The following is a 22,188-nucleotide window of genomic DNA, read 5'->3' on the forward strand; positions in this document are numbered from 1 at the left end:
CGGACGAGCGCTCGCGCGAGCCCCGGGGAATCACCCCGAGTGCACCACGCGGGGCTTGCCGAACTGTGTCTGCACACCGGGCGAGAACAGGACGGACTCCGGCGGCCCGTCCACCCGGAGCCCCGCCGCGGCGAGCAGCCCGTCGTCGAGCTCCGTCAGGTTGGCAGGGTGGAGCGCCCACGGCGCGTGGGTGTTGGGGATGTAGAGCGTCCGACCGGCGAGGACACTGTGCAGCCCGAAGCGCGCCGTGAGCTCCAGGGAGAGAGAGTCCTCCGCCGTCGTCCCCGTGTCCGGCCGCACGGTGAAGCGGGAGGAGGCCTGCCCTCGGTACCGGACGACGTCGTAGCCGTACTCCCGGCGCGCGCCATCCCCGCGCTCGAGCGGGGAGCACTTCGACCACACGTACGGGATGCCGCCGGCGCGGGCGGCGAGGACGACGGCGAGGCGGGAGGCATCCAGCGTCACGAACACGACACCGCGGGTGCCGTCGGGACCCCGTGAATAGAGCCGGACGTTGATCTCGGTGAAGGACCCGAAATACGGGACGGGCAGGCCGTGGCCCAGTCCCGCGCCGACCATTCGGAAGCCGATCAGGCCCACCCAGGACGAACCGTCCACGACGTCGGGCTCGACGCCGGGCGGCATGAAGCCGGTCACGGCCGCGGCGTCGATCCGCCAGTGCAGGAAGACCGCGTCAGCCCAGAACTGGTCCATGATCACGGGGCGGGGCAGCTCCGGGGCGAGATGCCAGCCCTGTCCTTGATGATGGTCGGTGGTCATGACAGCGGCTCCCCACAGTTCTCGGGTTGGTCGGCGAACCGGTACCAGTCGGGCAGCGCCTCCGTGAACTCGGCGCGGATTACCGGGTCCTCGACGACGGTCCAGTCCACGGCGGCGCCCACCTCGGGTTCCATCTTGTTCCATTCGAACCAATTCACCATTGCGAGCCGGGGAAAGCGCTCACGGACGGTCGGATCGAAGATTTGTTGCCACCAGGCCCGTTTGATGTTCAGTGTCCGCAGGTCACCGATGGTGTCATCGACAAGCGCCGCGGTCTCCGGGATCGCGACGGGCTTGCCGTGGCCCAGGCCGTAGACGGCGTAGAAGTCGGGGAGCATCGATTCGTCGCCGTTGTCGCCGTCGTAGGTGCCCGTGAGCTGTGCAGCAAACTTGCCCTCCTCCGGCATCTCGCTCTCGCCCCAGGGGTGGGCATCTCCCCAGTGGTACAGGGACATGCCCACCCAATCCACGGCGTCGTCACCGGGGTAATAGGGCGCGTAGGGGTCGTCCAGCACGGTCAGCGAGCCGTCCCCAGTGGTGTCGAGCTCGTCGAAGCCTTCGGCTCCGGGGAGGGACTCCTTCGCCCCCCCGGCAAAGGGGTACCCGCCACCGTAGTTCGGCGCCCACATCATGGCGGACCCGGCGGCGTCCCGATGGACGGCGTCGGCCACGCGGCGGAAGGCTGCGATGTACTCGGCGGGCTGCTGACCCCATGGATACCACGACCCGTTCATCTCGTGGGCGAACCGCACGATGACCGGCACCCCGTTCGTGTTGAAGCCCGCGAGCAGGGCAGAGAGTTCGCTCGCGCGTTCGTCGGTGACCGCAGCCAGCCCCTCGACGGGTTCCAGCGTCAGCAGGAGCGCGGCTCCCGTCTGTCGCGCCTGCTCGGCAGCTGCGCTGATGAGGTGCGGGTCCTCCGGAGAGAAAGGGAAATCCGCGAAGGTCACGGCGACGGCGGGACGCTCACCGAGCTTGTCCGAGTACTCCGCGAGGGTCTCCCTCCCCCACTCGAGATTCACTCCCATGAGCGTGCCCTCGGCCGGCGCGAGGTTCCGGCCGTCGATGGGGTCGCAGGTGACGGCGGCAGGGTTGATGTTGCAGGCGCACAGGCAGAGGAGCAACAGCGCCGTGACGAGGCGCGCAAGGTTTGAGACCACGGGGACAATCTACCGTCGGCGGATCGGTGGTCTGCGGTGTCGGCGCGGCGGCGGGTGCTAGAAGGCATAGCGGATCCGGCAGTAGGGCAGCTGCGCGGCGGCGAGGCGGAGGAACTCGTCGAGGTAGCCCCGCTTGTCGTAGGCGACGTAGCGCACGTTCGTGAACCCGTTCTGGGACCGCTTGGTCTCCTGCAGGTCCGGTCGCCACAGGATCTCCTCGGCCTGCGGGTGCCAGCCGAGGTTGACCTCGTGCAGTTGCTGATTGTGTGTCAGGAAAATGACCTCCGCGGCGAGCTGCTTCTTCACCGCGGGCGACAGGGCGGCGTCGAGCTGGCCGAAGAGTTCACGCCAGTCGTCCTGCCAGCCGGGTGTGATGATCACCGGGGAGAAATTGACGTGCACCTCGTAGCCCGCCTCCACGAAGTCGTTGATCGCGGCGATGCGCTCCGCGACCGGCGTCGTGCGGACGTCCACGGTGCGGGCGAGCTTCTCGGGCATGAGGGAGAAGCGGATGCGGGTGCGTTCCTGGGGATCCCATGACAACAGGTCCCGGTTGACGTACTTGGTGGCGAAGGAGAGCTTCGCGGTCGGCAGGTCCCGGTACAGGTCGACGAGGTCGCGCACGTTGTCGCTCACGAGTGCGTCCACCGAGCAGTCACTGTTCTCCCCGATGTCGTACACCCAGGCGTGCTCGTCGCACTGGTTCGGTTCCAGCTTCATGCCCTGACGCGCCACGTGCCGTTCGAGGTAGCCGCTGATCTGCTCGATGTTGGCGAACACGGTGATGGGGTTGCTGTACCCCTTGTGGCGCGGGACGTAGCAGTAGGCGCAGGCCATGGCGCAGCCGTTCGCCGTCGAGGGTGCAATGAAGTCCGCCGACCTTCCGTTGGGCTTCGCGGTGAGGGACTTCTTGACGCCGACGATCAGGGCCTCGGTCTTGATGCGGACCCAGCGGCGGACGTTCGCCTCGTCCCCGCTGAGTTCCGGGATGCGCCAGTGGCTCGCCACCTCGACGAAGTCGGCGTCCGGCCACCGTGCGAGGATCTCCTGGCCGCGCGGCAGGGCAGCCGCAGCGGGCTCGACGTAGATGCGGCGGATCTGGAGCAACGTGCTGGCCTGGAGCATACAACCCTTCGAAGTGTCCGTCGTTGCTCCGACGATAGCCTCCGCCACCGACACTTCCGACGCGGCCGACGACCCGTCTATTCTGGCTGCACAGGCGCCGACGGTACGCCCCCGAGAAAGGTGGCCGTATCGTGGCCGAACTGCTGACACAGCCGACGGATCAGGATCCGCGCTCGTTCATCGAGTCGGTGGCGCATCCGACGCGGCGAGCCGACGCGCTGGTCCTGCTCGATCTCATGGGCAGGGTCACGGGCGAGCGGGGCGTGATGTGGGGATCCTCGATGATCGGCTTCGGCCAGTACCACTACCGGTACGCCTCGGGGCACGAGGGCGATGCCCTGTCCGTCGGGTTCTCGCCGCGGAGCACGGCGCAGGCACTCTACGGCCTGCTCGCCGCCCCCGATGTGGAGGATCTGCTGCCGCGCCTCGGCAAGTACCGGCGGGGCGCCGGGTGTCTGTACGTCACCACGCTCGCCGCCGTCGACCTCGCCGTCCTCGAGGACCTGGTGCGGCGCGGACACGACTTCATGACGACGGAGAACTTCACCCAGGCGACCCACGCCGCCCTCTCCCCACGAGATCCCCAGCAGCCTGACCGGTAGTCCCTGCCTCCGACCGGAGAGCACCGAGCAGGACGACCTCCTGCTCGGGGCGCCGAAAGGAGTCAGTGGGCGCGAAGGATCCGCTGGACGGTGGTGCGCACCGCGGACGGGTCGACCTACCTCACCTCGAAGCGGGAGGCCTGACGGGGGCCGGGCCCACTGCCCCTACTCATCAGTAGCTTCCGGGGATGCCCGTGGTCCGAAATTGCTGGAATTGCGACAGGGTAGTGGCACACTGTCCCTGTCAATGCCTTTTTCCGTCCCTGAGCTATGCCAGGGTGCGCCACCATACCGAGGTCTCAGATCCATGAGCACACAGTGCCAGTCTGCCCCCACGCCCGTGAACGAAGCCATCTCGCACCGGAGCGCGCTCCTCGCGGTGCCCGGCGGGAGGAATGCGCGGGGCGGGGACACCCTGGTCCATCAGCTCGCTGCCGAGACCGAGGCTCTGCTCGAGCGTCTTGAGGGGACGGTCGGGCGGCTCGCCGTCGCGCATCGTTCCGACGCCCCTGACGCGGAGACACAGATGACGGACGACGACGCGATCGCGTGGGTCCAGCAGTCCATCGAGGACATCGCGGCGACGCTGCGGGGACTCGCCCTGAAGCGGTCGAACGGGCACTCCGCCCGCAGTGGGCGCACCTCGCCCGGCGACCGCGCCTGAGGTCCACCCGGTCCGTGTCGGGGACGTACGGCTCGTAGTCGACGCCCTGCGGAGCGTCAGATGGACTGGCGGGCGCGGATTCCCGCGCGTCCCATCGCGTCGGTGTACGCCGCCTGGATCTCCTTGAGCCACAGCTCCTGGTTGACGGGCGTGCCCTTGAAGGCACGCTCCCCCGGGGAGCGGACCTCGTAGATCTTGAACCCGCGCTTGGCGATGGCCCGGTTCTCGAGCTTCATGAGCCGGCGCGCTGCCTTGTGCGCGTCGGCGCCGTGCGCCACGAGCGCCGACGCCCGCGGAACCTGCTGCAGGAAGGTGAGCAGGGGCTTCACGCCGTCGGCGATCTGGTCCATGGTCAGCGCGCGCTCTTTGCCCTCGGGCAGGTACCACGGGTGGGCGTTCCAGGGCATGAAGGCGTCGGGGCGCAGTCCGACGGCCTCGTAGATACCCGCCATGCGAACGGAGCTCGGGTCGTCGTTCTCGAACGAGACGAAGCCGGAGGGCAGGGAGGACCCAGGATTGGAGAAGAGACTGACGATCTTGCAGCCGTCGACGTCGTGGATCGGATCGATGTAGGGCACCGCAGAACCCGGCTTCGCCTCGGCGAGGGAGTCACACAGCCGGTTCACGTCCTCGATCTGCGGATCGTATCGTTGTTCCCACTGCTGAGCCCTGTACGTGGGGTCTGACATACGCTGTACCAATTCCGCCTCCTCGCGGACGGCGCCAGAGGTGGCGCGAACGTGCCCGCATCTCCCAGCCTACGCCAGTACCCGACGGGCGTCGCCGCCACCGTGCCCCGGCAGGTACTCGACCTCGGCGGAACGCAGGCCGTCGGAAGCCCGGCGATCGACGTCCCCGGTTCCTCCCGGGGGTCGCTGTTGACGGCGGCCCACGGGAGGGCTCAGGCGAGGGTTGCGGCGTACGGGTCCCATTCCTCGGGCAGCGGATCGGCCGCCGTCGCGGTACTCGAGAGCGAGACGAAGCCGCCCGTGGCGATACTCTCCGAGATCGAGACCATCGCATCGAGCACGTGGTACGCCGTCTCGCCCTGTGCACGATGCGGGCGTCCGTCCCGCAGGGCCCTGGCCATCTCGAGCACGCCGCTGCCGCGGGTGGATGTCGCGCCGACGGCCGGGACCACCTCGGGCTCGTCAGCCCCGCGGCGTGTGAGCAGGAGATCGCCGGTGAACGTGTTCGGGTCGGGGAACGCAAGGGTCGCCTCGGTGCCGGTGATCTCGATGAAGCCCGCCCGCTTGAGCGGGGAGTCGAAGCTGAAGATGCTCTGCGAGGACTCGCCGTTCGCGAACTGGGCGATCGCGCTGACGTGGGACGGGACAGTGACGTCGAAGACCTCGCCGGCCTTCGGCCCCGACCCGATGGTGCGCGTCGCGCGGGACGTGGAACCGAACCCCGCGACCTTCGTGATCGCGCCGAAGGTCTGGACGAGCGTCGTCAGGTAATAGGGCCCCATGTCGAACAACGGCCCGGCACCCTCCTGGAAGAGGAACGCCGGGTTCGGGTGCCACGACTCCGGACCCGGCGACTGCATCAGGGTCAGCGCCGTCAGTGGCACGCCGATGTCGCCGCGGGCCACGAGCCGCAACGCCGTCTGCAGGCCGGCGCCCAGGAAGGTGTCGGGGGCGCAGCCCAGGCGGAGCCCGGCGGCATCCGCGGTCTTCAGGAGGCCGATGCCGCTCTCACGGTCCAGGGAGAAGGGCTTCTCGCTCCAGACGTGCTTGCCCGCGTTCACCGCGGCGGTGGCCACCTCGACGTGCGCGGCGGGGATGGTCAGATTGACGACGATCTCGACGTCGGGGTGGTCCAGCGCGTCCTGGACGCCTCCGGAGGACGGGACGCCGAACTCGGCGGCGCGGACGGCGGCGACCTCCTCGAACATGTCGGCCACGATGTGCACCGTGACGTCCGGGAAGGCCGTCAGGTTGGTGAGGTATTCCTTGCTGATCACCCCGGCGCCGACGACGGCGACTCCGACGGGGCCTGTGCGCTCTGCTGCAGTGCTCACTTCTGTCCCTCCTGGAGGTACGCGAGGCTGTCCGCGACGGCACTGAAGATGTCGCCGTCGAAATCATCGAGTTCGACGACGGCGGCCTCGAGCCCTGGAGCGGCACCGAGCACGTCCCAGATGCGCATGCTGCCGGAGCCGACGGCTACCTGCTCCTTGTTGTCCTTGGTGAGCGGACCGTCCTTGATGTGGATGAACCGCACCCGGCCGCCGAGGCGGTTCAGCAGCTCGACGGGATTCTCGCCACCGACGGCCGCCCAGTACGTGTCCACCTCGAGGACGACCTCAGGATCGAGATAGCCCGCGAGCACCTCGAGGGCGGAGGTGCCGTCGATGCGCTCCTCGAGCTCGAACTCGTGGTTGTGGTAGCCGACGGTGATGCCGTACCCGGCGCCCTTCCGGGCTGCCGCGTTGAGGGCCTCCGCGGTGGCGCGGATGTCCTCGTCCGTGGTCCACCGGGAACGCTCGACGTGCGGGTCGATCACGGTCCCGATGCCGAGCTTGCGTGCGGCCTCGAAGATCTCGTCCTGGTCCGCGCCGAGCAGGGGTGCGTGGCCGGACGGGGCGGTGAGCCCGTTCTCCGACAGTGCGGCTGCCAGTTCATCCGCGGTGGCGACGAAGTTGTAGGGCTCCACGGCGGTGTAGCCGAGGTCGGCGACGCGCTTGATGGTGCCGGGGAGGTCCTCACCCATCGCCGTCCGCAGGGTGTAGAGCTGGAGCGAATACGTCACGGGGTTCTCCTCGGTGAGAAAGTCGGGGCGACTGAACCGGTTCAGTCGCTAGCTCGAAGGTAGGTGATACGTCGGGGTCGGTCAAGCAATTCGTGCGGCTAGGGTGTACCCCATGGCCAAGGAAACCATTGCCGGCCTGGCGAAGAGGCTGGGCATTTCGAAGGCGTCCGTCTCCTACGCGCTCAACGGCCAGCCGGGAGTCAGCGAGGTGACCCGGCGCCGCGTCCTGGACCTCGCCGCCGAACTCGACTGGTACCCCAGCTCCTCGGCCCGTGCACTCTCCCGGTCGCGTGCGGGAGCCGTCGGCATGGTGCTGTCCGCCGACCCCCTGCTCATCGGCACCGAGCCGTACCACATGGGGCTGCTCACCGGCATCGAGACCGCCCTCGCCGAGCGCGACATGGCCCTGATGCTGCGCATGGTCGGCAACGACCCCGCCCAGGAGCGTGCCACCTACGAGCGCTGGGCCGGGGAACGGAAGGTCGACGGCGTCCTCGTGTTCGATCACCTGCTCGAGGACCCCCGCCCCGCGCTGCTGGACCGCCTGGGACTGCCGTTCGTGCTGCACGGGGCACCCGAGACCGGCAGGCCGCCCACCGTGTCCGGGACGACGACGGACCACGTCGTCGACGCCGCAACCATCGTCGACCACCTCCACGACGCAGGACACCGCCGCGTCGGGCACGTGTCCGGACCGCACCGGTTCCTGCACGAGAAGGAGCGCATCCGCGGGGTGCGGGAACGTGCGGCGGGCCACGGCATGGGAATCGTCCAGTACGAGGCGGACTATGCGCTTCAGTCCGGGCACGACGCCGTCGAGACCCTGCTCCGCGCACCGGACGCGTCGGAGACGCCGGTGACGGCGGTGGTGTTCGGCAACGACCTCATGGCGATGGGCGGGCTGCTCGCCCTGCGCGACCTCGGCCTGCGCTGCCCCGACGACGTGGCGATCATCAGCTGGGACGACTCCCTGCACTGCCGGCTCGCCTTCCCTGCGGTCACAGCCCTGTCCAGGAACCCGGGCATGCAGGGCCGGGTGGCCGCCGAACTCCTGCTCGCCCTGCTCGACACCGGGACGATCCAGTCCGCGTCCATGCCCCGGGGCGAACTCGTGGTCAGGTCCAGCACCACCACGGGCTGAGCGACCGGGCCCGACGGTCCGGGTGCCGACCCCTGTCACAGACCGCCGGCGAGCGGTGTCTTGATGGTGTCGGGAACTCCTGGGGAAGAGAGGCGTGATGAGCGGGACAGTCCACGTGGTGGTCGTCGGTGGCGGGTACGCGGGGGTGATGGCGGCGAACAGGGTTGCGGGTCGGGCCGCGGGCCGGATCCCGCTGGAGGTCACCCTGGTGGACCCGGGGGCGCAGTTCACGGAACGCATCCGGCTGCACAGGGTGGCCGCGGGGAGCCGGGACACGGCAGGCGTGGACTGGCCGAGGGTGCTGCATCCGCGGGTGCATCGCCTCCCGTCCCGAGCGCTCTGGATCGATGCCGACGGGCGATCCGTCACGCTGCCGGGACATCCTCGTCCACACGGATGACCGGCTGGAACTGACCGTCGCCGTGGGGGTGGACGAGCGAGGCAGGGTCAGCGGGGTCTACCTCGTGCGCAATCCGGACAAACTGGGCCGGACCGTGGCAGGCTCCGACGTCACACAGGCTCTGCGTGCACGGGGCGACCACGTGGAGCACCCCACCGGCACCGGGTCGTACAGTTGATGGCAGAACAACGTTCCGGCGGATTCCCTGAACCGCATTTCCCGTCGATCCGCTTCCGGGCGGATGGCGCTGATCGTTGGCCCGTTAGCCGCTTCGTCCAAGGAACCAGCCGTATGCCCGATGAGAAGGACCTTGCTCGCGAGATCGATCGCGATCCGGTCACCGCGCTCCTGCAGGACATGGTCCTGGAGAGCGACGACGTCCAGGACTTCCTCGCCGGCCTCGCGACCATCGCCGCCGAGGCGTTCAGCGGCGCCTACGGTGAGGTGTTCTGCGGCGTGACGCTCCTGCGCCCACGATCGATGATCACCGTCGCCAGCAGCAGCGACAAGGCCCGTGAAGTCGACGAAGTGCAATACGGGTTCGACGACGGCCCCTGCCTCCGGGCCGCCCGCACGGGTGAGACCGTATATATCCGGGACTTCCTGACCGAGGAACGCTTCCCTGAATACCGCACCGCCATCGCCTCCCATGGCCTGCGCTCGGCCCTCGGCATACCCATCCGCCTCGACGAGGGCGCCAGCGCCGGTCTGAACTTCTACTCCACCTCCCCGGATGCCTTCGATGCGACGGGCATCGCGGTGGCCGAAGGCCTCGCACGCGATGCCTCCCGCTCCCTCCGCCTGGCTGTGCGGATCGCCAAGCTCAGCGAGGACACGCAGCACCTCAAGGCCGCCATGGTGAACCGCACCACCATCGACACGGCGGTCGGCGCGATCATGGCCCAGAACAGGTGCACCCAGAAGGAGGCCTTCGCGATCCTCCGACAGGCATCATCCACCCGGAACGTGAAGGTGGCGGACCTCGCGGCCGGCATACTCGCATCGGTGGGGCAGGCGGAACCGGTGACCACGCACTTCAATTCGTGACCCGGGTGGTGCGGCTGATGCGGCGCTCGGCAAACTTCTGCGATGTCGCCCTGTCCATCTCGAGCACGCTCGAGTACGGAACACATCCGGCTCAGCGTGCCTCCGGGCTCCCGGGACGCCGTGTGACAGGGATGCCGTGCGACAGGGGAAACCGGGAACCAGGAGGCGATTACGGTAGTGTCGTTCTCGCCTCTAGAAGCGGGGCTCCCGAGTTCGTGGCACGTGAATGAGGCACTTCGTGAGTGATAACAGCAGGCTGGATCCGGAGAAGGCGTTCCCGGAGGATCTGACGTCGATCGATCGGGACGACCTGGACATCCTGAACAGCAGGAACCACCGGTCGAGGGATGTGCAGTACGTCCGCGACGGTGAAGTGGATCCGGAGACCGATGGGCAGCACCACGAGCTCCGCGAGGAGCTCGATCGCCGACAGCTGATCCGCGACACCCCGGCGTCCGATGCCGGAGACGACGCACTCGAGGACGCCGTCGACAGCCAGGTCAAGGAAGCCTGAGCCTCACGGTCGTCGCCCGGTATCGTCCCGGAGGGCGGTATCGCCTCAGAGGGCGACGAGGGCATCGATGATGTCGCTGGTCTCCGTGCGGTTCGTGTAGTCCACCTGCACGTCGATGAACCGGATGGTGCCCGTCGCGTCGGCGACGATCACCGCGGGGAAGGGGATCGTCGGGGTCCGGCCCAGATTGGACCCGGCGACGTCCACGCCGAGGGCGATGCGCGCCAGCGTCGACTCGGGGCTCGGCGTCGTGACGATCCCGAGCAGTGAGGCGAGGGAGTTCGCTGCATCCGAGTAGAGCGGCAGATACAGCCCCTTCTCGCTCGCCATGCTCCGCGCGATCTCCGGGGCCTGCGGGCTGATCGCGATGAGCCGCGTCCCGAACGTCTCCGCAAGAGGGCTCAGTTCCCGCTGATAGGTCTGCAGGGCGATGCTGCAGTAGGGACACCACCCGCCGCGGTAGAAGACGATGATCGCGGCCGCCGCACCGAGGACCTCCCGCAGGGGCACTGGATGCCCCCCGTCGTCGTACACGACGGCCTCGGGGAGTTTCTCGCCCACGCGGGCGATTCCTTCCGGAAGCGCTGCGCGGCGGAGCTCCTCCTGCTCCATCGCGAAGACCTCCGCGAGCGCCGGACCGACCTGCGCGTCGAACGTCGGCTGGAACTCGGCCACCTGCGCCGCGATCGTCTCCGTGAATTTCTGTCTCTGCTTCAAACTTCCCCCTCGACACACCCGCGACGGGAGCCTCCAGCCCGCCGCACTCTCAATTGTGGTGCACACCACACGATTTCCCAAGGCCACGGTCACGTCCCTCCGGCTGCGCCCGACGCCTGTGCGACCACGCCCTGCGGAAGATCTGCCGGAATCCTTCGCCGCAGTACGGCGAATTCCTGCCCCGTCCTGCGGGTGCGACGGCACAATGGGATGGGCCCCACAATGCGGGGACCGACGACGCCCGGGCGACCGCTCGGCGACAAAGGCAAACCCTGCGCGAGCCGGGGACGCAAAGCCACGGGACCCTCGCGGTCAGCCGGGCCACCGAACCCCGAGGTGCCGATCATGCTCACCGTTCCCCGTCTCACAGCATCCGCGACCCGGACGACCGCCGCGCGACTCGTCGTGGTCTTCGTGGCGCTGTCCGTCCTGATGCTCGGGGTGAGCCCGGCGCCGGCCCAGGCCGCGGCCACGATCACCGTCAGTTCCGACTCCGGAACACCTGGTGCCTCCGTCACGGTGACGGGCGCGGGCTTCCCCAAGAGGACGAAGGGGACCATTGTGGCCGGGACCGCGAGCGCGGCCCTGACCACGACGCCGCAGGGCGCCTTCACCGTATCGATCGTGCCGGCGGGGACCGACACCGTGAGCATCACGGCGACGGCGGGCGCCTCCACTGCGAGCGCCGGCTACACCATCCTCGCCCCGGCGCCTGCACCGGGTGTCACCAAAGGGATCCGCTTCGGCGTCGGCACCAATGGGGGGCCCGCAGCCGGCGGTGAGCTCGACGCCGTCGCTGCCCTCGCAGGCGAGGCGCCCTCCATCGTGCTGTCCTACAAGGACTTCAACCAGCCCGCACCGATCGCGGAGCTGGATGCCGTGCGCGCCCGCGGCGCCGAGACGCTGCTGACCTGGGAGCCGTGGACCTGGGGCGGAGGCACCGAGCAGCCCGCCTACTCGCTCGACCGTATCGCCGCCGGCGAGTTCGACGCCTACCTCCGCGAGTGGGGCACCGACCTGGGACGCTGGGGGCAGCCCGTGTACCTGCGCTTCGCGCACGAGATGAACGGTGACTGGTACCCGTGGGCTGCGGGCGTCAACGGCAACACGGCGGCCGATTACGTTGCCGCCTACCGGCACGTGCACGACGTCGTCGCTTCCACCGGCGCGACCAACATCAGCTGGGTGTGGAACCCGAACGTCCCCTACTGGGGATCGACGCCCCTGGATCAGCTCTACCCGGGCGCGGGCTACGTCGACGTCGCGGCGCTCGACGGCTACAACTGGGGCACCTCGCAGTCATGGAGCTCCTGGCAGGAACCCGAGGCACTGTTCGGTGGCGGGATCGCGCAGCTCCGGCAGCTCGCCCCGGGCACGCCGATCATGATCGCCGAGACGGCGTCGTCGGAGCTCGGCGGGTCCAAGCCCCAGTGGATCTCCTCCCTCTTCGAGTACGTCTCCGCGCAGCCGGACGTCGTCGGGCTCGTCTGGTTCCACATCGCCAAGGAAACCGACTGGCGCATCGACAGCTCCGCAGCGTCCGCCGACGCCTTCGCAGCCGCCCTCGCCGCGCGGCGCTGAGGACTGCGCGCACCAGGAGGTCGGGCCCCGGCCTCAGTCCGGCGGCGCCGGTTGGCAGCGGGGACACCACCAGGTGCGACGCCGGCCCGGGTCGTTCGGCACTTCCGCCCTGACGCGCACGATGGTGCCGCACCGGAGGCACGGCCTGCCGGCGCGGCCGGCGACCCAGTGCTTCTCCCCCCGGCGGGTGTTCCCCGTGGTGACCTGATGCGCTCCCTGCTGCGTCGCCGAGAACCGCAGGCACCGTGCACCGAGGGCCACCAGCGCCGGGACGTCCACGTCGGCCATCACCGTGTCGGGGTGGATGCCCCGCAGGAAGCAGAGCTCGTTGGCCCACAGATTCCCGAACCCGGCGACGTTCCGCTGATCCAGCAGGGCCGTTGCCACGCGCTCCCCCGGGTCGCGGCGCAGCCTGCGCACCGCCTCGTCCGCGGACCAGTCCTGCCGCAGCGGATCAGGGCCGAGGTGCCCCACGGCGTCGCCCTCCGCCCGGGTGTCCAGCAGGTCGACGACGGGTAGGCCCAGTCCGTACGCGGTCGGGCCGTCGCGCACGGCGAGGATCACCCGCGCCTCCGGCAGGAGCTTCCGCGGCAGCGTTCTCCCGGGGGTCGTGACCGTCCATGACCCCTGCATCAGCAGGTGCGTGTGGAGGGTCAGGCCGCCGTCGAACCGCGTGAGCAGGTGCTTGCCGTGGGTCACGTGCCCGGCGATGCGCATCCCGTCCAGCGGCGTCTCGGCATGCGCGGGCACCCGGAGGTCGCCGCGGCGCAGCGTGCGCCCGTCGAGGGATCCCCGCAGGCGGATCGCCAGGCGGAACACGCTGTCCCCCTCGGGCATGGAGCCTCCCTGTCCTGTTGCCACCATCGCCAACCTAGCGCCCGGCACCGACGCTCCATCCGGTAGCACCACCGGCACCCCGGCGCTCCTACAGCATGGTGCCCGCAGACACTACTCTCGCCGGAGGCCGACCGCGTGGTCTAGATTCGGAAGGAACATAGTCCAACGAAGGGAGAACACCATGAAGAACAAGCTTGTTTTCGCCGCAGGAATGGCAGCCGGGTACGTCCTCGGGACGCGGGCCGGCCGGGAGAGCTACGAGCAGCTCAAGAGCAAGGCGCAGAAGCTGTGGGAGAACCCGAAGGTTCAGGACACCGTCTCCTCGACCACCGACACCATCAAGACCAAGGCCCCGAAGGTGCAGGACACCCTGAAGGGCGCCCTGAAGAAGGGCGAGTCCGCTTCCGGCAAGGGCGGCAAGGCGAAGGTCGGTGCCGGGACCACGGCCACCACCGGGCCGGCCGGGGGAAACCCCCGCGACATCGAGGACACCCCGTTCCAGGCCCAGGACAGCGAGACCCGCCCTGATCTCGGGAAGGATCTCGGGAAGTAGCGAGCGCAAGGGTGGCGGGCCCCGACATGGTGTCGTGGCCCGCCCCCGTCGTATCCGCCTCGCGTGGGGTCAGACGCGCCTGCTGACCGTCTCCCCCGCGTCCAGCAGCGCCTCGCAGTCCTCCTGCACCAGCACGGCATTGACAGTGACCGCCGTCCGGTAGGCATCCCCGGCGGCGGTGATCAGATGCGCGGCCGGGTCCGCCGCATTGCCGACCGCCCAGACCCGGTCCCGCGATGCCCGGCCGAGGTGGTCCGTGACGATACAGCCGTCCTCACGCAGTTCGCAATCCAGCGAGGCCACCAGAGGTGAGGACGCGTCCGCCCCGGGTTCGCAGAACACGGCCACGCATGGCACCCGCTGACCGTCGGCGGAACCGTCGTCGACGTGCACGCCGAGGAGCGCCCGCGGACCGCCGCTGTCGGGCGCCTCCCCCAGGAAGAATTCCCGGACCGGTCCTTCCACGACCCGCACGCCCCGGGCTCGCAGTCGGCGCGCGTCCTCCTCCGGCACGGTACCGAGGAGGTGTGGGAAGTAGGTCACGTCCGCCGACCACTGTCCGAGCAGGAGTGCCTGGGCGATCGAGGTGTCTGTGGACCCGATCACGCCGAGTGCCTCGTCCCTGACCTCCCAACCGTGGCAGTACGGACACTGCAGCAGGCCGCGGCCCCATGCCTCCCGCGCACCGTCGACCTCCGGGAGGACGTCCCGGAGACCCGAAGCGAGGATCAGGTGCCGTCCCCGCGCCGTTGCGCCGTCGGTGGTCGTCACGGTCCAGAGGTCCGCGCTCTCCTCCGCGCCGTCGATCACGTCGTGGACCGTGCCGTCCAGGAAGTGCACGCCGTAGGGTTCCAGTTCGGCCCGGCCCAGGCCCAGGAGGTGCTCCGGAGTGGTGCCGTCGCGGGTGGTGAAGCCGTACGCGGCGTCGGCCGGCGCGTTGCGGGGCGTTCCGGCGTCGATCACGAGGACGCGCCGCCGTGCCCGCCCGAGCACGAGCGCGGCGCTCAGCCCCGCGATCCCGCCGCCGACGACGACGACGTCATATGTTCCGAGTCTGTCCATGCCACTATCCGATCACGCGGCGCGGCCGTGGTGCCCCCGGAAGGGCCCTCTTGCGCTCAGCCGGTGGATCGGGTGGCTCCCGCGGATCCAGTGGACCCGGTGTCCCCCGCGGCCCCCGCGGCCCCCGCGGCCCCCGCGGCCCCCGCGGCCTCCGCGGCCTCCGCGGCCTCCGCGGCCTCCGTGGCCTCCGTGGCCTCCGTGGCCTCCGTGGCCTCCCGGGCCGCATCCGGCGTTCCCGGGTCGACGTGCAGGCCGAGCGAGGCCACGAGCGACGAGAAGCGTCCGTTCACGGCGAGGTCCTCGACGAGGACGGCCCTGCCCTCGGCGTCGGCGAGGGGGATCCGCCAGTTGGGGTACTCGTCATGGGTGCCCGGCTGGTTCTGCGTGCGGCGCTCCCCGACGGCGTCGGCGAGCGCCACGCCGAGCAGAAGCGACGGCGTCTGACCGATGAAGGCATGCAGTGCCTCCACTGTCCCGGGGACGCCGACGGCCCCGTCGGCGAGGAGCCGGCGCTCCCGGAGGAGATCCAGGAACCTGTCCTGGACGGCGCGGTCCTCGGCCTGTTCCTCCTCGACGGGCCGGCTGAGCAGCCCGAGCCTCTCGCGCAGCGCCACGTGCTCGCCCGCCAGGTACCCTGCGCTCGGCGGGAGGTCGTGCACGGTCACGGTGGTCAGGCAGCCCTTGCGGTACGCCTCGGGGGGAAGGGGCCCGTTAGCGTCCTGCTCGAACCACAGGATCGACGTGCCGAGGATGCCGCGCTCGGCGAGGTACTCCTGCACACCGGGTTCGAAGACTCCGAGGTCCTCCCCGACCACGATCGCCCCGGCCCGTTCCGCCTCCAACGCGAGGATGCCGATCAGTGCCCGGTGGTCGTAGTACACGTACGCTCCCGCGCCGGGCGCCTCGCCCTGCGGGATCCACCACAGCCGGAACAGGCCGAGGATGTGGTCCACCCGGATGCCGCCGGCATGGCGCAGGATGTTGCGGAGCATGTCGCGGAACGCCGCATAGCCGGAGGCCGCCAGGCGGTCCGGATGCCACGGCGGCTGGCTCCAGTCCTGGCCGCGCTGGTTGAACATGTCCGGTGGCGCGCCGACGCTGATTCCTGCGGCTAGGACGTCCTGCAGCGCCCACGCATCGGCCCCGCTGGGGTGGACACCGACCGCGAGGTCGTGCACGACGCCGATGGTCATCCCGGCGTCCGTCGCCTGCTGCTGGGCCTGCTGCAGTTGACCGTCGAGCAGCCACTGCAGCCACGCGTGGAACTCGACACGCGCCGCGTGGCGCTCACTGAACGCGCGGGCTCCCGTCGAACCGGGGCGTCCGACGTCGTCCCATTCCGGGGCGTCCGGCGGATAGGCCTCGGCGAGCGCCGACCACAGGGCGAAGTCGGCCAGACCCCGGCCCTGGCGGGCACGGTAGTCGTCGAAGTCCTGCTGGCGCCCGGCGGGCCGTCCGACGGCGAAGATCAGCTCGAGGGCCTCGAGTTTCGCGGCGTACGAGGAATCGCGGTCCAGCAGGTCCGTGGCCGTGTTCACGGCGGCGAAGCCTGCGGCCAGGGCCGCGACGCGCTGCCGCTCCGCAGCGCCGAGGTCCGCGTATTCGGGGATGTCCTCGATGCACAGGTACAGGGGGTGGAAGTACCGGCGCGTGGTCGGCAGATACGGCGAGGGTTCCACCGGCGGGACCGACTCGGCCGCGTGCAGGGGGTTCACGAGTACGAAGTCGCCCTGGTGCTGCGCGGCAGCCTGCGCGATCCTGCCGAGGTCCGCGAGGTCGCCGATCCCCCAGGAGCGTGTGGACCGGACCGAGTACAGCTGGGCCATCAGGCCCCACCGGCGGTGGTCGGCGAGCGCGGCCGTCGTGCGCAGCCGGTCCGGTGTGACGACGAAGGCGCACGTGCTCTCCCGCCCGTCCACGCTGGCGTGCAGCGTGTGCCAGCCGAGCGGCATGGAATGCGGCAGTGTGGCGTCACGCCGCTCGAGGTTCCGGCCGTCGACCGTCCGGGCCTCGCGCGCCGCGCCGACGGTCCCCGGGTGGCGGACGCCGGCCTCGTCCACGGCCCAGAACTCCACCTCCGCACCGGTCGGCACGTGGAGGGGTACGGGCTCGGCGTCGCTCCGGCGCACGACGACGACGTCGGGCAGGACCGATTGCCAGGGGGCGGTCGCGGTGTCCGCGAGGGCCTGCGCGATGGCGGCGTCGGACGAGGCATCGACGCCGAGTGCCCCGAGGACGGCCACGAGGGTCGCGGGCGCCACCTGGGCCGGTTCGCCGTCCCACCCCTTGAAGCTGGTCCCCACCCGGTGCGCCTCCGCGAGGCGGGCGAGGGGGGACGGGGTCCGCGGGCGTGCGTCGTCGTGCTGCGTCGTGTGGGCCATGGCTCCAATCTAGGCCGCCGTCAGCAGGCTGCGCATCCGGGCGCGACGTGTGCCCCGGCTTGACGGGCTGCGGGATGCCGCGCCGGACCAGGGCGGCGGGCTACCAGGTGTCCTTCGTGTAGGTGTTGTTGAGCCGGGCGATGAGGACGCCGAGCGCCTCCACGTCCTCCGGCTTCCAGCTGCGCATCAGGGCCGTGAACGCCGTGCGTCGGCCGCTCTGCGCGATGGCGAGCTGCCGCTGCCCCAGCGGGGTCAGGACCACACGCTGGGAGCGGGCGTCGTGCGGGTCGAGCTGGCGGTTGACGAGGCCCAGCCGTTCCAGTCCGGCCAGTTGCCGGCTCACGGACGGCTTGCCGACCCCGATGCTCAGGGCGATGTCCGTCGCCCTGAGGGATCCCTCCCGCTGCAGGAGCGTCAGGATGCCGTAGGCGGCCGGCTCCATGGCGGGATGCACGTGCTTCGCCAGCGCGTGCGAGGTGGTCCGCTCCCGGCGCCACAGCACGCTTGTCTGCTCCTCGAGGACCTCGATGGCGTGGTCGAATGCGACGTCATCGGTCCCCGTTGCTGTCTCCATTCCCGAAGCGTATAGACGGGCGGCCCGGGCGGGGAGGGGTTACGGCGAAGAATCCGAAGATTTCGGCACGGGCAGCGCCCGCGCCCGGACGAAGTCGCGGTGCATCTCGGTCTGGGAGAGCGCCGAGAGCAGCTGGAATCCCTGCAGTCCCTCCCATCCCGCGGTCCACGTCAGGCGTGAGGCGAGGTCCCAGACGGTGGGCTCGCCGGATGCCTCGAGGACCGCCGCGACCTCCCGCGTACGCTTCAGGTGATGTTCTGCGCTCTCGTGCGCCCGTTCGCCCAGCCCGGCGAACCGGTGACCGTGCCCCGGAAGCGCCTCGTAGTGGCCGTAGCGGCGCACGCGGTCGATGGATGTCAGGTAGTCGGCCAGCGGGCTCGACGGCGTCGCGCCCCCGAGCCCCAGGCCGGCGACCACCGTGGGCAGCACGTGGTCGCCCGTGTAGAGGAGCCCCCGGTCGTCATCACGTAGGCAGATGTGGCCGGCCGTATGGCCCGGCGTGTCCATCACCACCGTCCGGAAGCCGGTGACGGGCAGGACGTCGCCGTCGGACAGGGAGCGGTCGACGGCCGGCGCGAGCCCGGCCGGCGAGCGGTCCACGAACCGGGACAGCTCGTCCCGGCGCTCCCGGGGGACATGCCACGCGTCGAGGCGCGCGGTCACCTCGTCGGCGTCGAGCACACGGGTGGCGTGCCGCTCGAGGGCGGCACGCTCCACGCCGTGCATGGCCAGGGGCGCGCCCGAGCCCCGGCGCAGGCGCGCGGCCATCCCGACGTGGTCCGGATGCAGGTGCGTGCCGGTGATCCCGGTGACGACGCCATCCGGCGCGATCATCGTCAGCGCTCCGGTCAGCCTGCCCCAGTTCGCGTCGGAGTCCCATCCCGGATCGATGACGTGGATGCCGCCGTCCGTGCCCCGGAGCAGGTAGGTGAGGGAGTACGCGAGGTGCCCGCCCGGCATCGGTTGCGCGAGGGACCAGACGTCGTCGCGCACCTGTTCCAGCGCCGGGAGCTCCCCGCGTGCGATGGCGTCGGCCTGCTGCGTGCTGGTGCTGTGCATTCGTCCTCCCGATGGCCCCCGACCGTGAAGCCCCTCTGCGGTGGGGCCGCCGCGGCGGGGGTGCAGACCCGTGGGGGCGTTCCCCCGGGTCCGGGCACCCGCCGCGGCGGCGCCCGCGCCGGTCAGCCGCCGAAGAGGGCTGCTGCGCGGGTGAGGGTCTGGAAGATCCCGTAGACCAGGGGGACTCCCACGAGGGCCCAGACGGCGGCGATTCGTGCTCCGGCCATGTCAGGCCTCCTTTGCAAGTTCTCTTGGCGCATTCCGGACGGGTTCGTGGAAGCGGGCGTTCACGGGCTTGACGAGCAGGTTGGCGATGAATCCGACGACCAGCAGGGCCACCATGGTGAGCAGGGCGGGCTGGTAGGCCCCCGCGGTGAGTTCTCCCGGGGTGCCCTGGGCATCGAGGAAGGAATTCACGATCAGGGGCCCTGCGATGCCTGCGGCGGACCACGCGGTGAGCAGGCGGCCGTGGATGGCCCCGACCTGGTAGGTGCCGAACAGGTCCCGCAGGTAGGCCGGCACGGTCGCGAAACCGCCGCCGTAGAAGGAGATGATCACGAAGGCCAGCGCGACGAACAGCAGGGTCGTGGAAGAGCCCGCCATTGCGAGGATCACGTACAGGGCAGCGCCCACGCCGAGGTAGATCATGTAGATACGCTTGCGGCCGATGACGTCCGACATGGTCGACCAGACGAACCTCCCACCCATGTTCCCGATGGACAGCAGGCCCACGAAGCCGCCGGCGACGGCGACGGAAACCGCCGTCGTGCCGTCCGCGCCGCGGAAGAAGTCCTGGATCATCGGGGAGGCCTGCTCGAGGATGCCGATGCCCGCGGTGACGTTGCAGAACAGGACGACCCACACGAGCCAGAACTGGGGGGTCTTGATCGCGTTCGCGGCGGAGACGTTGTCCGAGGTGACGAGGGGCTTTGACTTGAGCTTGGAGGGATCGAAACCGTCCGGCTTCCAGCCCTCTGCCGGCACCTTGATGGTGAAGGCGCCGAACATCATGTAGACGAAGTAGATGACCGCGAGGGTCAGGAAGAGTTTGCCGACGGCGTCACCGCTGGCCACCCAGCCCTCGGCGCCCGAGTTCGGGTCGTACATGCGGAGCAGCTGCGTGGACAGGGGGCTCGCGATGAGCGCGCCGCCGCCGAAGCCCATGATCGCCATGCCGGTCGCGAGGCCGGGGCGGTCAGGGAACCACTTGATGAGCGTGGACACGGGAGAGATGTAGCCGATGCCCAGCCCGATGCCGCCGATGAACCCGTAGCCGAGATAGACGAGCCACAGCTGGTTCGTGAAGATGCCGAGCGCTCCCACCAGGAAGCCGGAGCTCCACAAGATGGCCGCGGTGAACATCGCCTTGCGGGGTCCGTTGCGGTCCACCCAGGTGCCCAGGAGAGCCGCCGACAGGCCGAGCATCACGATCGCGATCGAGAAGATGATGCCGATCTGCGTCAGCGAGGCGTCGAAGTGCGCCGTCAGTGCGGTCTTGTAGACGCTGGTCGCGTACGCCTGGCCGATACACAGGTGGACGGCCAGGGCGGCGGGCGGGATCAGCCAGCGGTTGAATCCCGGGCGGGCGATGGTGTGGTCGCGGTCGAGCCAACTCATCGATGGCCTCTCTGTCAGCGGGGTGGCCTCCCCCGGCCATTGTTTGTCGAAAGCAATTATGCTGTGCGTCACAGCCGATCAGCGTGCAAGCCGCGTTCGGCGGTAGGGGTGGCGCGTCGAGCGGTTCTGTGGTGGGGAAAGTACCCAGTCGGCTTATCAATCTCGCCTACACTGGCCCACATGGCCATCACCGAACAGAGCACCGAGACCAGACTGAAGCGCGGGATCACCGGCCCGCTCCTGTACCTCTTCATCCTCGGCGACGTCCTCGGGGCCGGTGTGTACGCCCTGGTCGGAGTCATCTCGGAGGAGGTGGGCGGCGCGATCTGGATGCCGCTCATGGTCGCCCTGGCGCTCGCCCTCCTGACGGCCGGCTCCTACGCGGAGCTGGTCACCAAGTACCCGAAGGCCGGTGGAGCCGCCGTCTTCGCCGAGCGCGCCTTCAAGAAGCCGTTCATCTCGTTCCTCGTCGGCTTCTGCATGCTGGCCGCCGGCGTGACCAGTGCTGCCGGGCTCGCCCAGGCCTTCGCCGGTGGCTACCTCACCACGTTCATCGACGTGCCGCCCACGCCGGCCGCTCTCGTCTTCCTCGTTCTCCTGGGCCTGCTGAACATGCGCGGCATCAAGGAGTCGGTGCGCAGCAACGTGGTCATGACCGTCATCGAGGTCTCGGGCCTCGTCCTCGTGATCGTCGTCGTCGGGGTCTTCGTGGCCGCCGGCAACGGCGACATCTCGCGCGTCAACGAGTTTCCTCCCGGCGTGGGCGCGGCCTCCGCCGTCCTGGCAGCATCGCTCATCGCCTACTACTCCTTCGTGGGCTTCGAGGTCTCCGCCAATGTCGCCGAGGAGGTCCACGATGTCAGCCGCGTCTACCCGCGGGCCCTCTTCGGCGCACTCCTCACGGCCGGCGTCGTCTACCTCCTCATCGGGCTGGCCTCGTCCGCCGCCCTCGCGCCCGACCAGCTCGCGGGATCGACCTCGCCCCTGCTCGACGTCGTCGCCGCCACGGGCGCGGGCATCCCGGCCTGGCTCTTCAGCCTCGTGGCCCTCATCGCCGTCGCCAACGGCGCCCTCCTCACCATGATCATGTCGAGCAGGATCACCTTCGGAATGGCCGAGCAGGGCCTCTTCCCCTCGGTCTTCGACCGCGTACTGTCCCGCCGTCGCACCCCCTGGGTGGCCATCGTCGCCACAACCCTTGTCGCCATGGCGCTGACCCTGACCGGCGGGCTGGAGTCCCTCTCCCAGACCGTGGTGCTGCTGCTGCTCTTCGTCTTCCTCAGCACCAACATCGCCGTGCTCGTCCTGCGCAAGGACGCGGTGGAGCACCAGCACTTCCACATCCCGGTGGTGTTCCCCTACCTCGCCATCGCGTCCTGCATCCTGCTGCTCACCCAGCAGACGGCCGAGATCTGGATCCGCACCGGCATCCTCCTCGCAGTCGGCCTCGCGCTGTACGGCGTGCAGCGGGTGGTCCGCGGACGGGCACGGGAAGCTACCAGCCGGTAACTTCTTCGGGCCGCGCGAGCGAGGGATCCTCCGCACTCAGCGAAGGTGCTGCGGCGGCACGCGACGGTGCCTCCGAACTGGCCGACGGAGCCCATGGTGCGCGGCAGGACC

Annotated in this window: 23 protein-coding genes and 1 riboswitch; of the genes, 9 read left to right on the top strand and 14 right to left on the bottom strand. The window is 69.9% G+C overall.

Going from position 1 to position 22,188, the window contains the following annotated elements; translation table 11 throughout:
• Nucleotides 1-30: 30 nt before the first annotated feature.
• From ACX80F_RS14035 to ACX80F_RS14045, 3 genes are read right to left on the bottom strand one after another with little or no spacing between them, the layout of a single operon-like run.
• Entirely contained in the window at nucleotides 31-780 is a 750-nt protein-coding gene (locus ACX80F_RS14035) for a YqjF family protein (RefSeq protein WP_459337015.1), read from the bottom strand.
• A complete protein-coding gene (locus ACX80F_RS14040) occupies nucleotides 777-1,940 on the bottom strand; it encodes a glycoside hydrolase family 26 protein (protein WP_459337016.1) in 1,164 nt (387 codons plus the stop codon). Before ACX80F_RS14040 ends, ACX80F_RS14035 begins: the two co-directional genes overlap by 4 nt.
• Nucleotides 1,941-1,997: 57 nt before the next feature.
• Nucleotides 1,998-3,065 (bottom strand): spore photoproduct lyase family protein, encoded by a 1,068-nt coding sequence (locus tag ACX80F_RS14045; RefSeq protein ID WP_459337017.1) that lies wholly within the window; start codon nucleotides 3,063-3,065, stop codon nucleotides 1,998-2,000.
• 131 nt (nucleotides 3,066-3,196) lie between these two features.
• Between ACX80F_RS14045 and ACX80F_RS14050 the strand changes: the two genes are divergently transcribed.
• On the top strand, nucleotides 3,197-3,667 hold the full coding sequence (locus ACX80F_RS14050) for a DUF1801 domain-containing protein (protein WP_459337018.1): 471 nt from the start codon (nucleotides 3,197-3,199) through the stop codon (nucleotides 3,665-3,667).
• Between the two features lie 307 nt (nucleotides 3,668-3,974).
• Nucleotides 3,975-4,331, top strand: coding sequence for a hypothetical protein (locus ACX80F_RS14055; RefSeq protein ID WP_459337019.1), 357 nt, complete (start codon nucleotides 3,975-3,977; stop codon nucleotides 4,329-4,331).
• A 56-nt stretch (nucleotides 4,332-4,387) separates the two neighbouring features.
• Here the strand turns inward: ACX80F_RS14055 and ACX80F_RS14060 are convergent, their stop codons facing one another.
• From ACX80F_RS14060 to ACX80F_RS14070, 3 genes are all read right to left on the bottom strand, one after another.
• Complete coding sequence (locus ACX80F_RS14060; protein WP_459337020.1) at nucleotides 4,388-5,020, bottom strand: uracil-DNA glycosylase family protein; 633 nt, start codon at nucleotides 5,018-5,020, stop codon at nucleotides 4,388-4,390.
• 212 nt (nucleotides 5,021-5,232) lie between these two features.
• A complete protein-coding gene (locus tag ACX80F_RS14065; RefSeq protein ID WP_459337021.1) occupies nucleotides 5,233-6,354 on the bottom strand; it encodes a Gfo/Idh/MocA family protein in 1,122 nt (373 codons plus the stop codon).
• Nucleotides 6,351-7,085: a sugar phosphate isomerase/epimerase family protein gene (locus ACX80F_RS14070; protein ID WP_459337022.1), complete on the bottom strand. Its 735-nt coding sequence runs from the start codon at nucleotides 7,083-7,085 to the stop codon at nucleotides 6,351-6,353. The genes ACX80F_RS14065 and ACX80F_RS14070 overlap by 4 nt, the downstream gene beginning before the upstream one ends.
• Nucleotides 7,086-7,197: 112 nt before the next feature.
• Here ACX80F_RS14070 and ACX80F_RS14075 point away from each other — a divergent pair, with 112 nt between their 5' ends.
• From ACX80F_RS14075 to ACX80F_RS14090, 4 genes are all read left to right on the top strand, one after another.
• The gene (locus tag ACX80F_RS14075; RefSeq protein WP_459337023.1) at nucleotides 7,198-8,226 is read left to right on the top strand and encodes a LacI family DNA-binding transcriptional regulator; all 1,029 of its coding nucleotides are present in this window, start codon (nucleotides 7,198-7,200) and stop codon (nucleotides 8,224-8,226) included.
• A 347-nt stretch (nucleotides 8,227-8,573) separates the two neighbouring features.
• Complete coding sequence (locus ACX80F_RS14080) at nucleotides 8,574-8,804, top strand: hypothetical protein (RefSeq protein ID WP_459337024.1); 231 nt, start codon at nucleotides 8,574-8,576, stop codon at nucleotides 8,802-8,804.
• Nucleotides 8,805-8,917: 113 nt separating this feature from the next.
• Entirely contained in the window at nucleotides 8,918-9,673 is a 756-nt protein-coding gene (locus ACX80F_RS14085) for an ANTAR domain-containing protein (RefSeq protein ID WP_459337025.1), read from the top strand.
• A 238-nt stretch (nucleotides 9,674-9,911) separates the two neighbouring features.
• Nucleotides 9,912-10,187 (top strand): hypothetical protein, encoded by a 276-nt coding sequence (locus ACX80F_RS14090; protein ID WP_459337026.1) that lies wholly within the window; start codon nucleotides 9,912-9,914, stop codon nucleotides 10,185-10,187.
• Nucleotides 10,188-10,232: 45 nt separating this feature from the next.
• Here ACX80F_RS14090 and ACX80F_RS14095 read toward each other — a convergent pair whose 3' ends face one another.
• The gene (locus ACX80F_RS14095; RefSeq protein ID WP_459337027.1) at nucleotides 10,233-10,904 is read right to left on the bottom strand and encodes a peroxiredoxin-like family protein; all 672 of its coding nucleotides are present in this window, start codon (nucleotides 10,902-10,904) and stop codon (nucleotides 10,233-10,235) included.
• A gap of 254 nt (nucleotides 10,905-11,158) precedes the next feature.
• Nucleotides 11,159-11,233, top strand: a riboswitch (cyclic di-GMP riboswitch).
• Between the two features lie 16 nt (nucleotides 11,234-11,249).
• On the opposite strand from ACX80F_RS14095, the gene ACX80F_RS14100 reads away from it, so the two are divergent.
• On the top strand, nucleotides 11,250-12,485 hold the full coding sequence (locus ACX80F_RS14100; RefSeq protein ID WP_459337028.1) for a glycoside hydrolase family 26 protein: 1,236 nt from the start codon (nucleotides 11,250-11,252) through the stop codon (nucleotides 12,483-12,485).
• Between the two features lie 33 nt (nucleotides 12,486-12,518).
• Here the strand turns inward: ACX80F_RS14100 and ACX80F_RS14105 are convergent, their stop codons facing one another.
• Complete coding sequence (locus ACX80F_RS14105) at nucleotides 12,519-13,322, bottom strand: DNA-formamidopyrimidine glycosylase family protein (protein WP_459337029.1); 804 nt, start codon at nucleotides 13,320-13,322, stop codon at nucleotides 12,519-12,521.
• 181 nt (nucleotides 13,323-13,503) lie between these two features.
• Between ACX80F_RS14105 and ACX80F_RS14110 the strand changes: the two genes are divergently transcribed.
• Nucleotides 13,504-13,875, top strand: coding sequence for a YtxH domain-containing protein (locus ACX80F_RS14110; protein ID WP_459337030.1), 372 nt, complete (start codon nucleotides 13,504-13,506; stop codon nucleotides 13,873-13,875).
• A gap of 69 nt (nucleotides 13,876-13,944) precedes the next feature.
• Here ACX80F_RS14110 and ACX80F_RS14115 read toward each other — a convergent pair whose 3' ends face one another.
• The 6 genes from ACX80F_RS14115 to ACX80F_RS14140 form a co-directional block, all read right to left on the bottom strand.
• Entirely contained in the window at nucleotides 13,945-14,937 is a 993-nt protein-coding gene (locus ACX80F_RS14115; RefSeq protein ID WP_459337031.1) for an NAD(P)/FAD-dependent oxidoreductase, read from the bottom strand.
• Nucleotides 14,938-14,993: 56 nt separating this feature from the next.
• Complete coding sequence (gene malQ, locus ACX80F_RS14120) at nucleotides 14,994-17,318, bottom strand: 4-alpha-glucanotransferase (protein ID WP_459337032.1); 2,325 nt, start codon at nucleotides 17,316-17,318, stop codon at nucleotides 14,994-14,996.
• A gap of 100 nt (nucleotides 17,319-17,418) precedes the next feature.
• On the bottom strand, nucleotides 17,419-17,892 hold the full coding sequence (locus ACX80F_RS14125) for a MarR family winged helix-turn-helix transcriptional regulator (protein ID WP_459337033.1): 474 nt from the start codon (nucleotides 17,890-17,892) through the stop codon (nucleotides 17,419-17,421).
• A gap of 39 nt (nucleotides 17,893-17,931) precedes the next feature.
• A complete protein-coding gene (locus tag ACX80F_RS14130; RefSeq protein WP_459337034.1) occupies nucleotides 17,932-18,951 on the bottom strand; it encodes an MBL fold metallo-hydrolase in 1,020 nt (339 codons plus the stop codon).
• A 122-nt stretch (nucleotides 18,952-19,073) separates the two neighbouring features.
• Nucleotides 19,074-19,178 carry an MFS transporter small subunit gene (locus ACX80F_RS14135; RefSeq protein ID WP_459337035.1) on the bottom strand — a complete coding sequence of 35 codons (105 nt, stop codon included), beginning with the start codon at nucleotides 19,176-19,178 and terminating at the stop codon, nucleotides 19,074-19,076.
• A 1-nt stretch (nucleotide 19,179) separates the two neighbouring features.
• Nucleotides 19,180-20,568 carry an OFA family MFS transporter gene (locus tag ACX80F_RS14140; RefSeq protein WP_459337036.1) on the bottom strand — a complete coding sequence of 463 codons (1,389 nt, stop codon included), beginning with the start codon at nucleotides 20,566-20,568 and terminating at the stop codon, nucleotides 19,180-19,182.
• A 180-nt stretch (nucleotides 20,569-20,748) separates the two neighbouring features.
• Here ACX80F_RS14140 and ACX80F_RS14145 point away from each other — a divergent pair, with 180 nt between their 5' ends.
• On the top strand, nucleotides 20,749-22,077 hold the full coding sequence (locus ACX80F_RS14145; protein ID WP_459337037.1) for an APC family permease: 1,329 nt from the start codon (nucleotides 20,749-20,751) through the stop codon (nucleotides 22,075-22,077).
• The last annotated feature ends 111 nt before the right edge of the window (nucleotides 22,078-22,188 follow it).

Source organism: Arthrobacter sp. TMS2-4, from assembly GCF_054511075.1.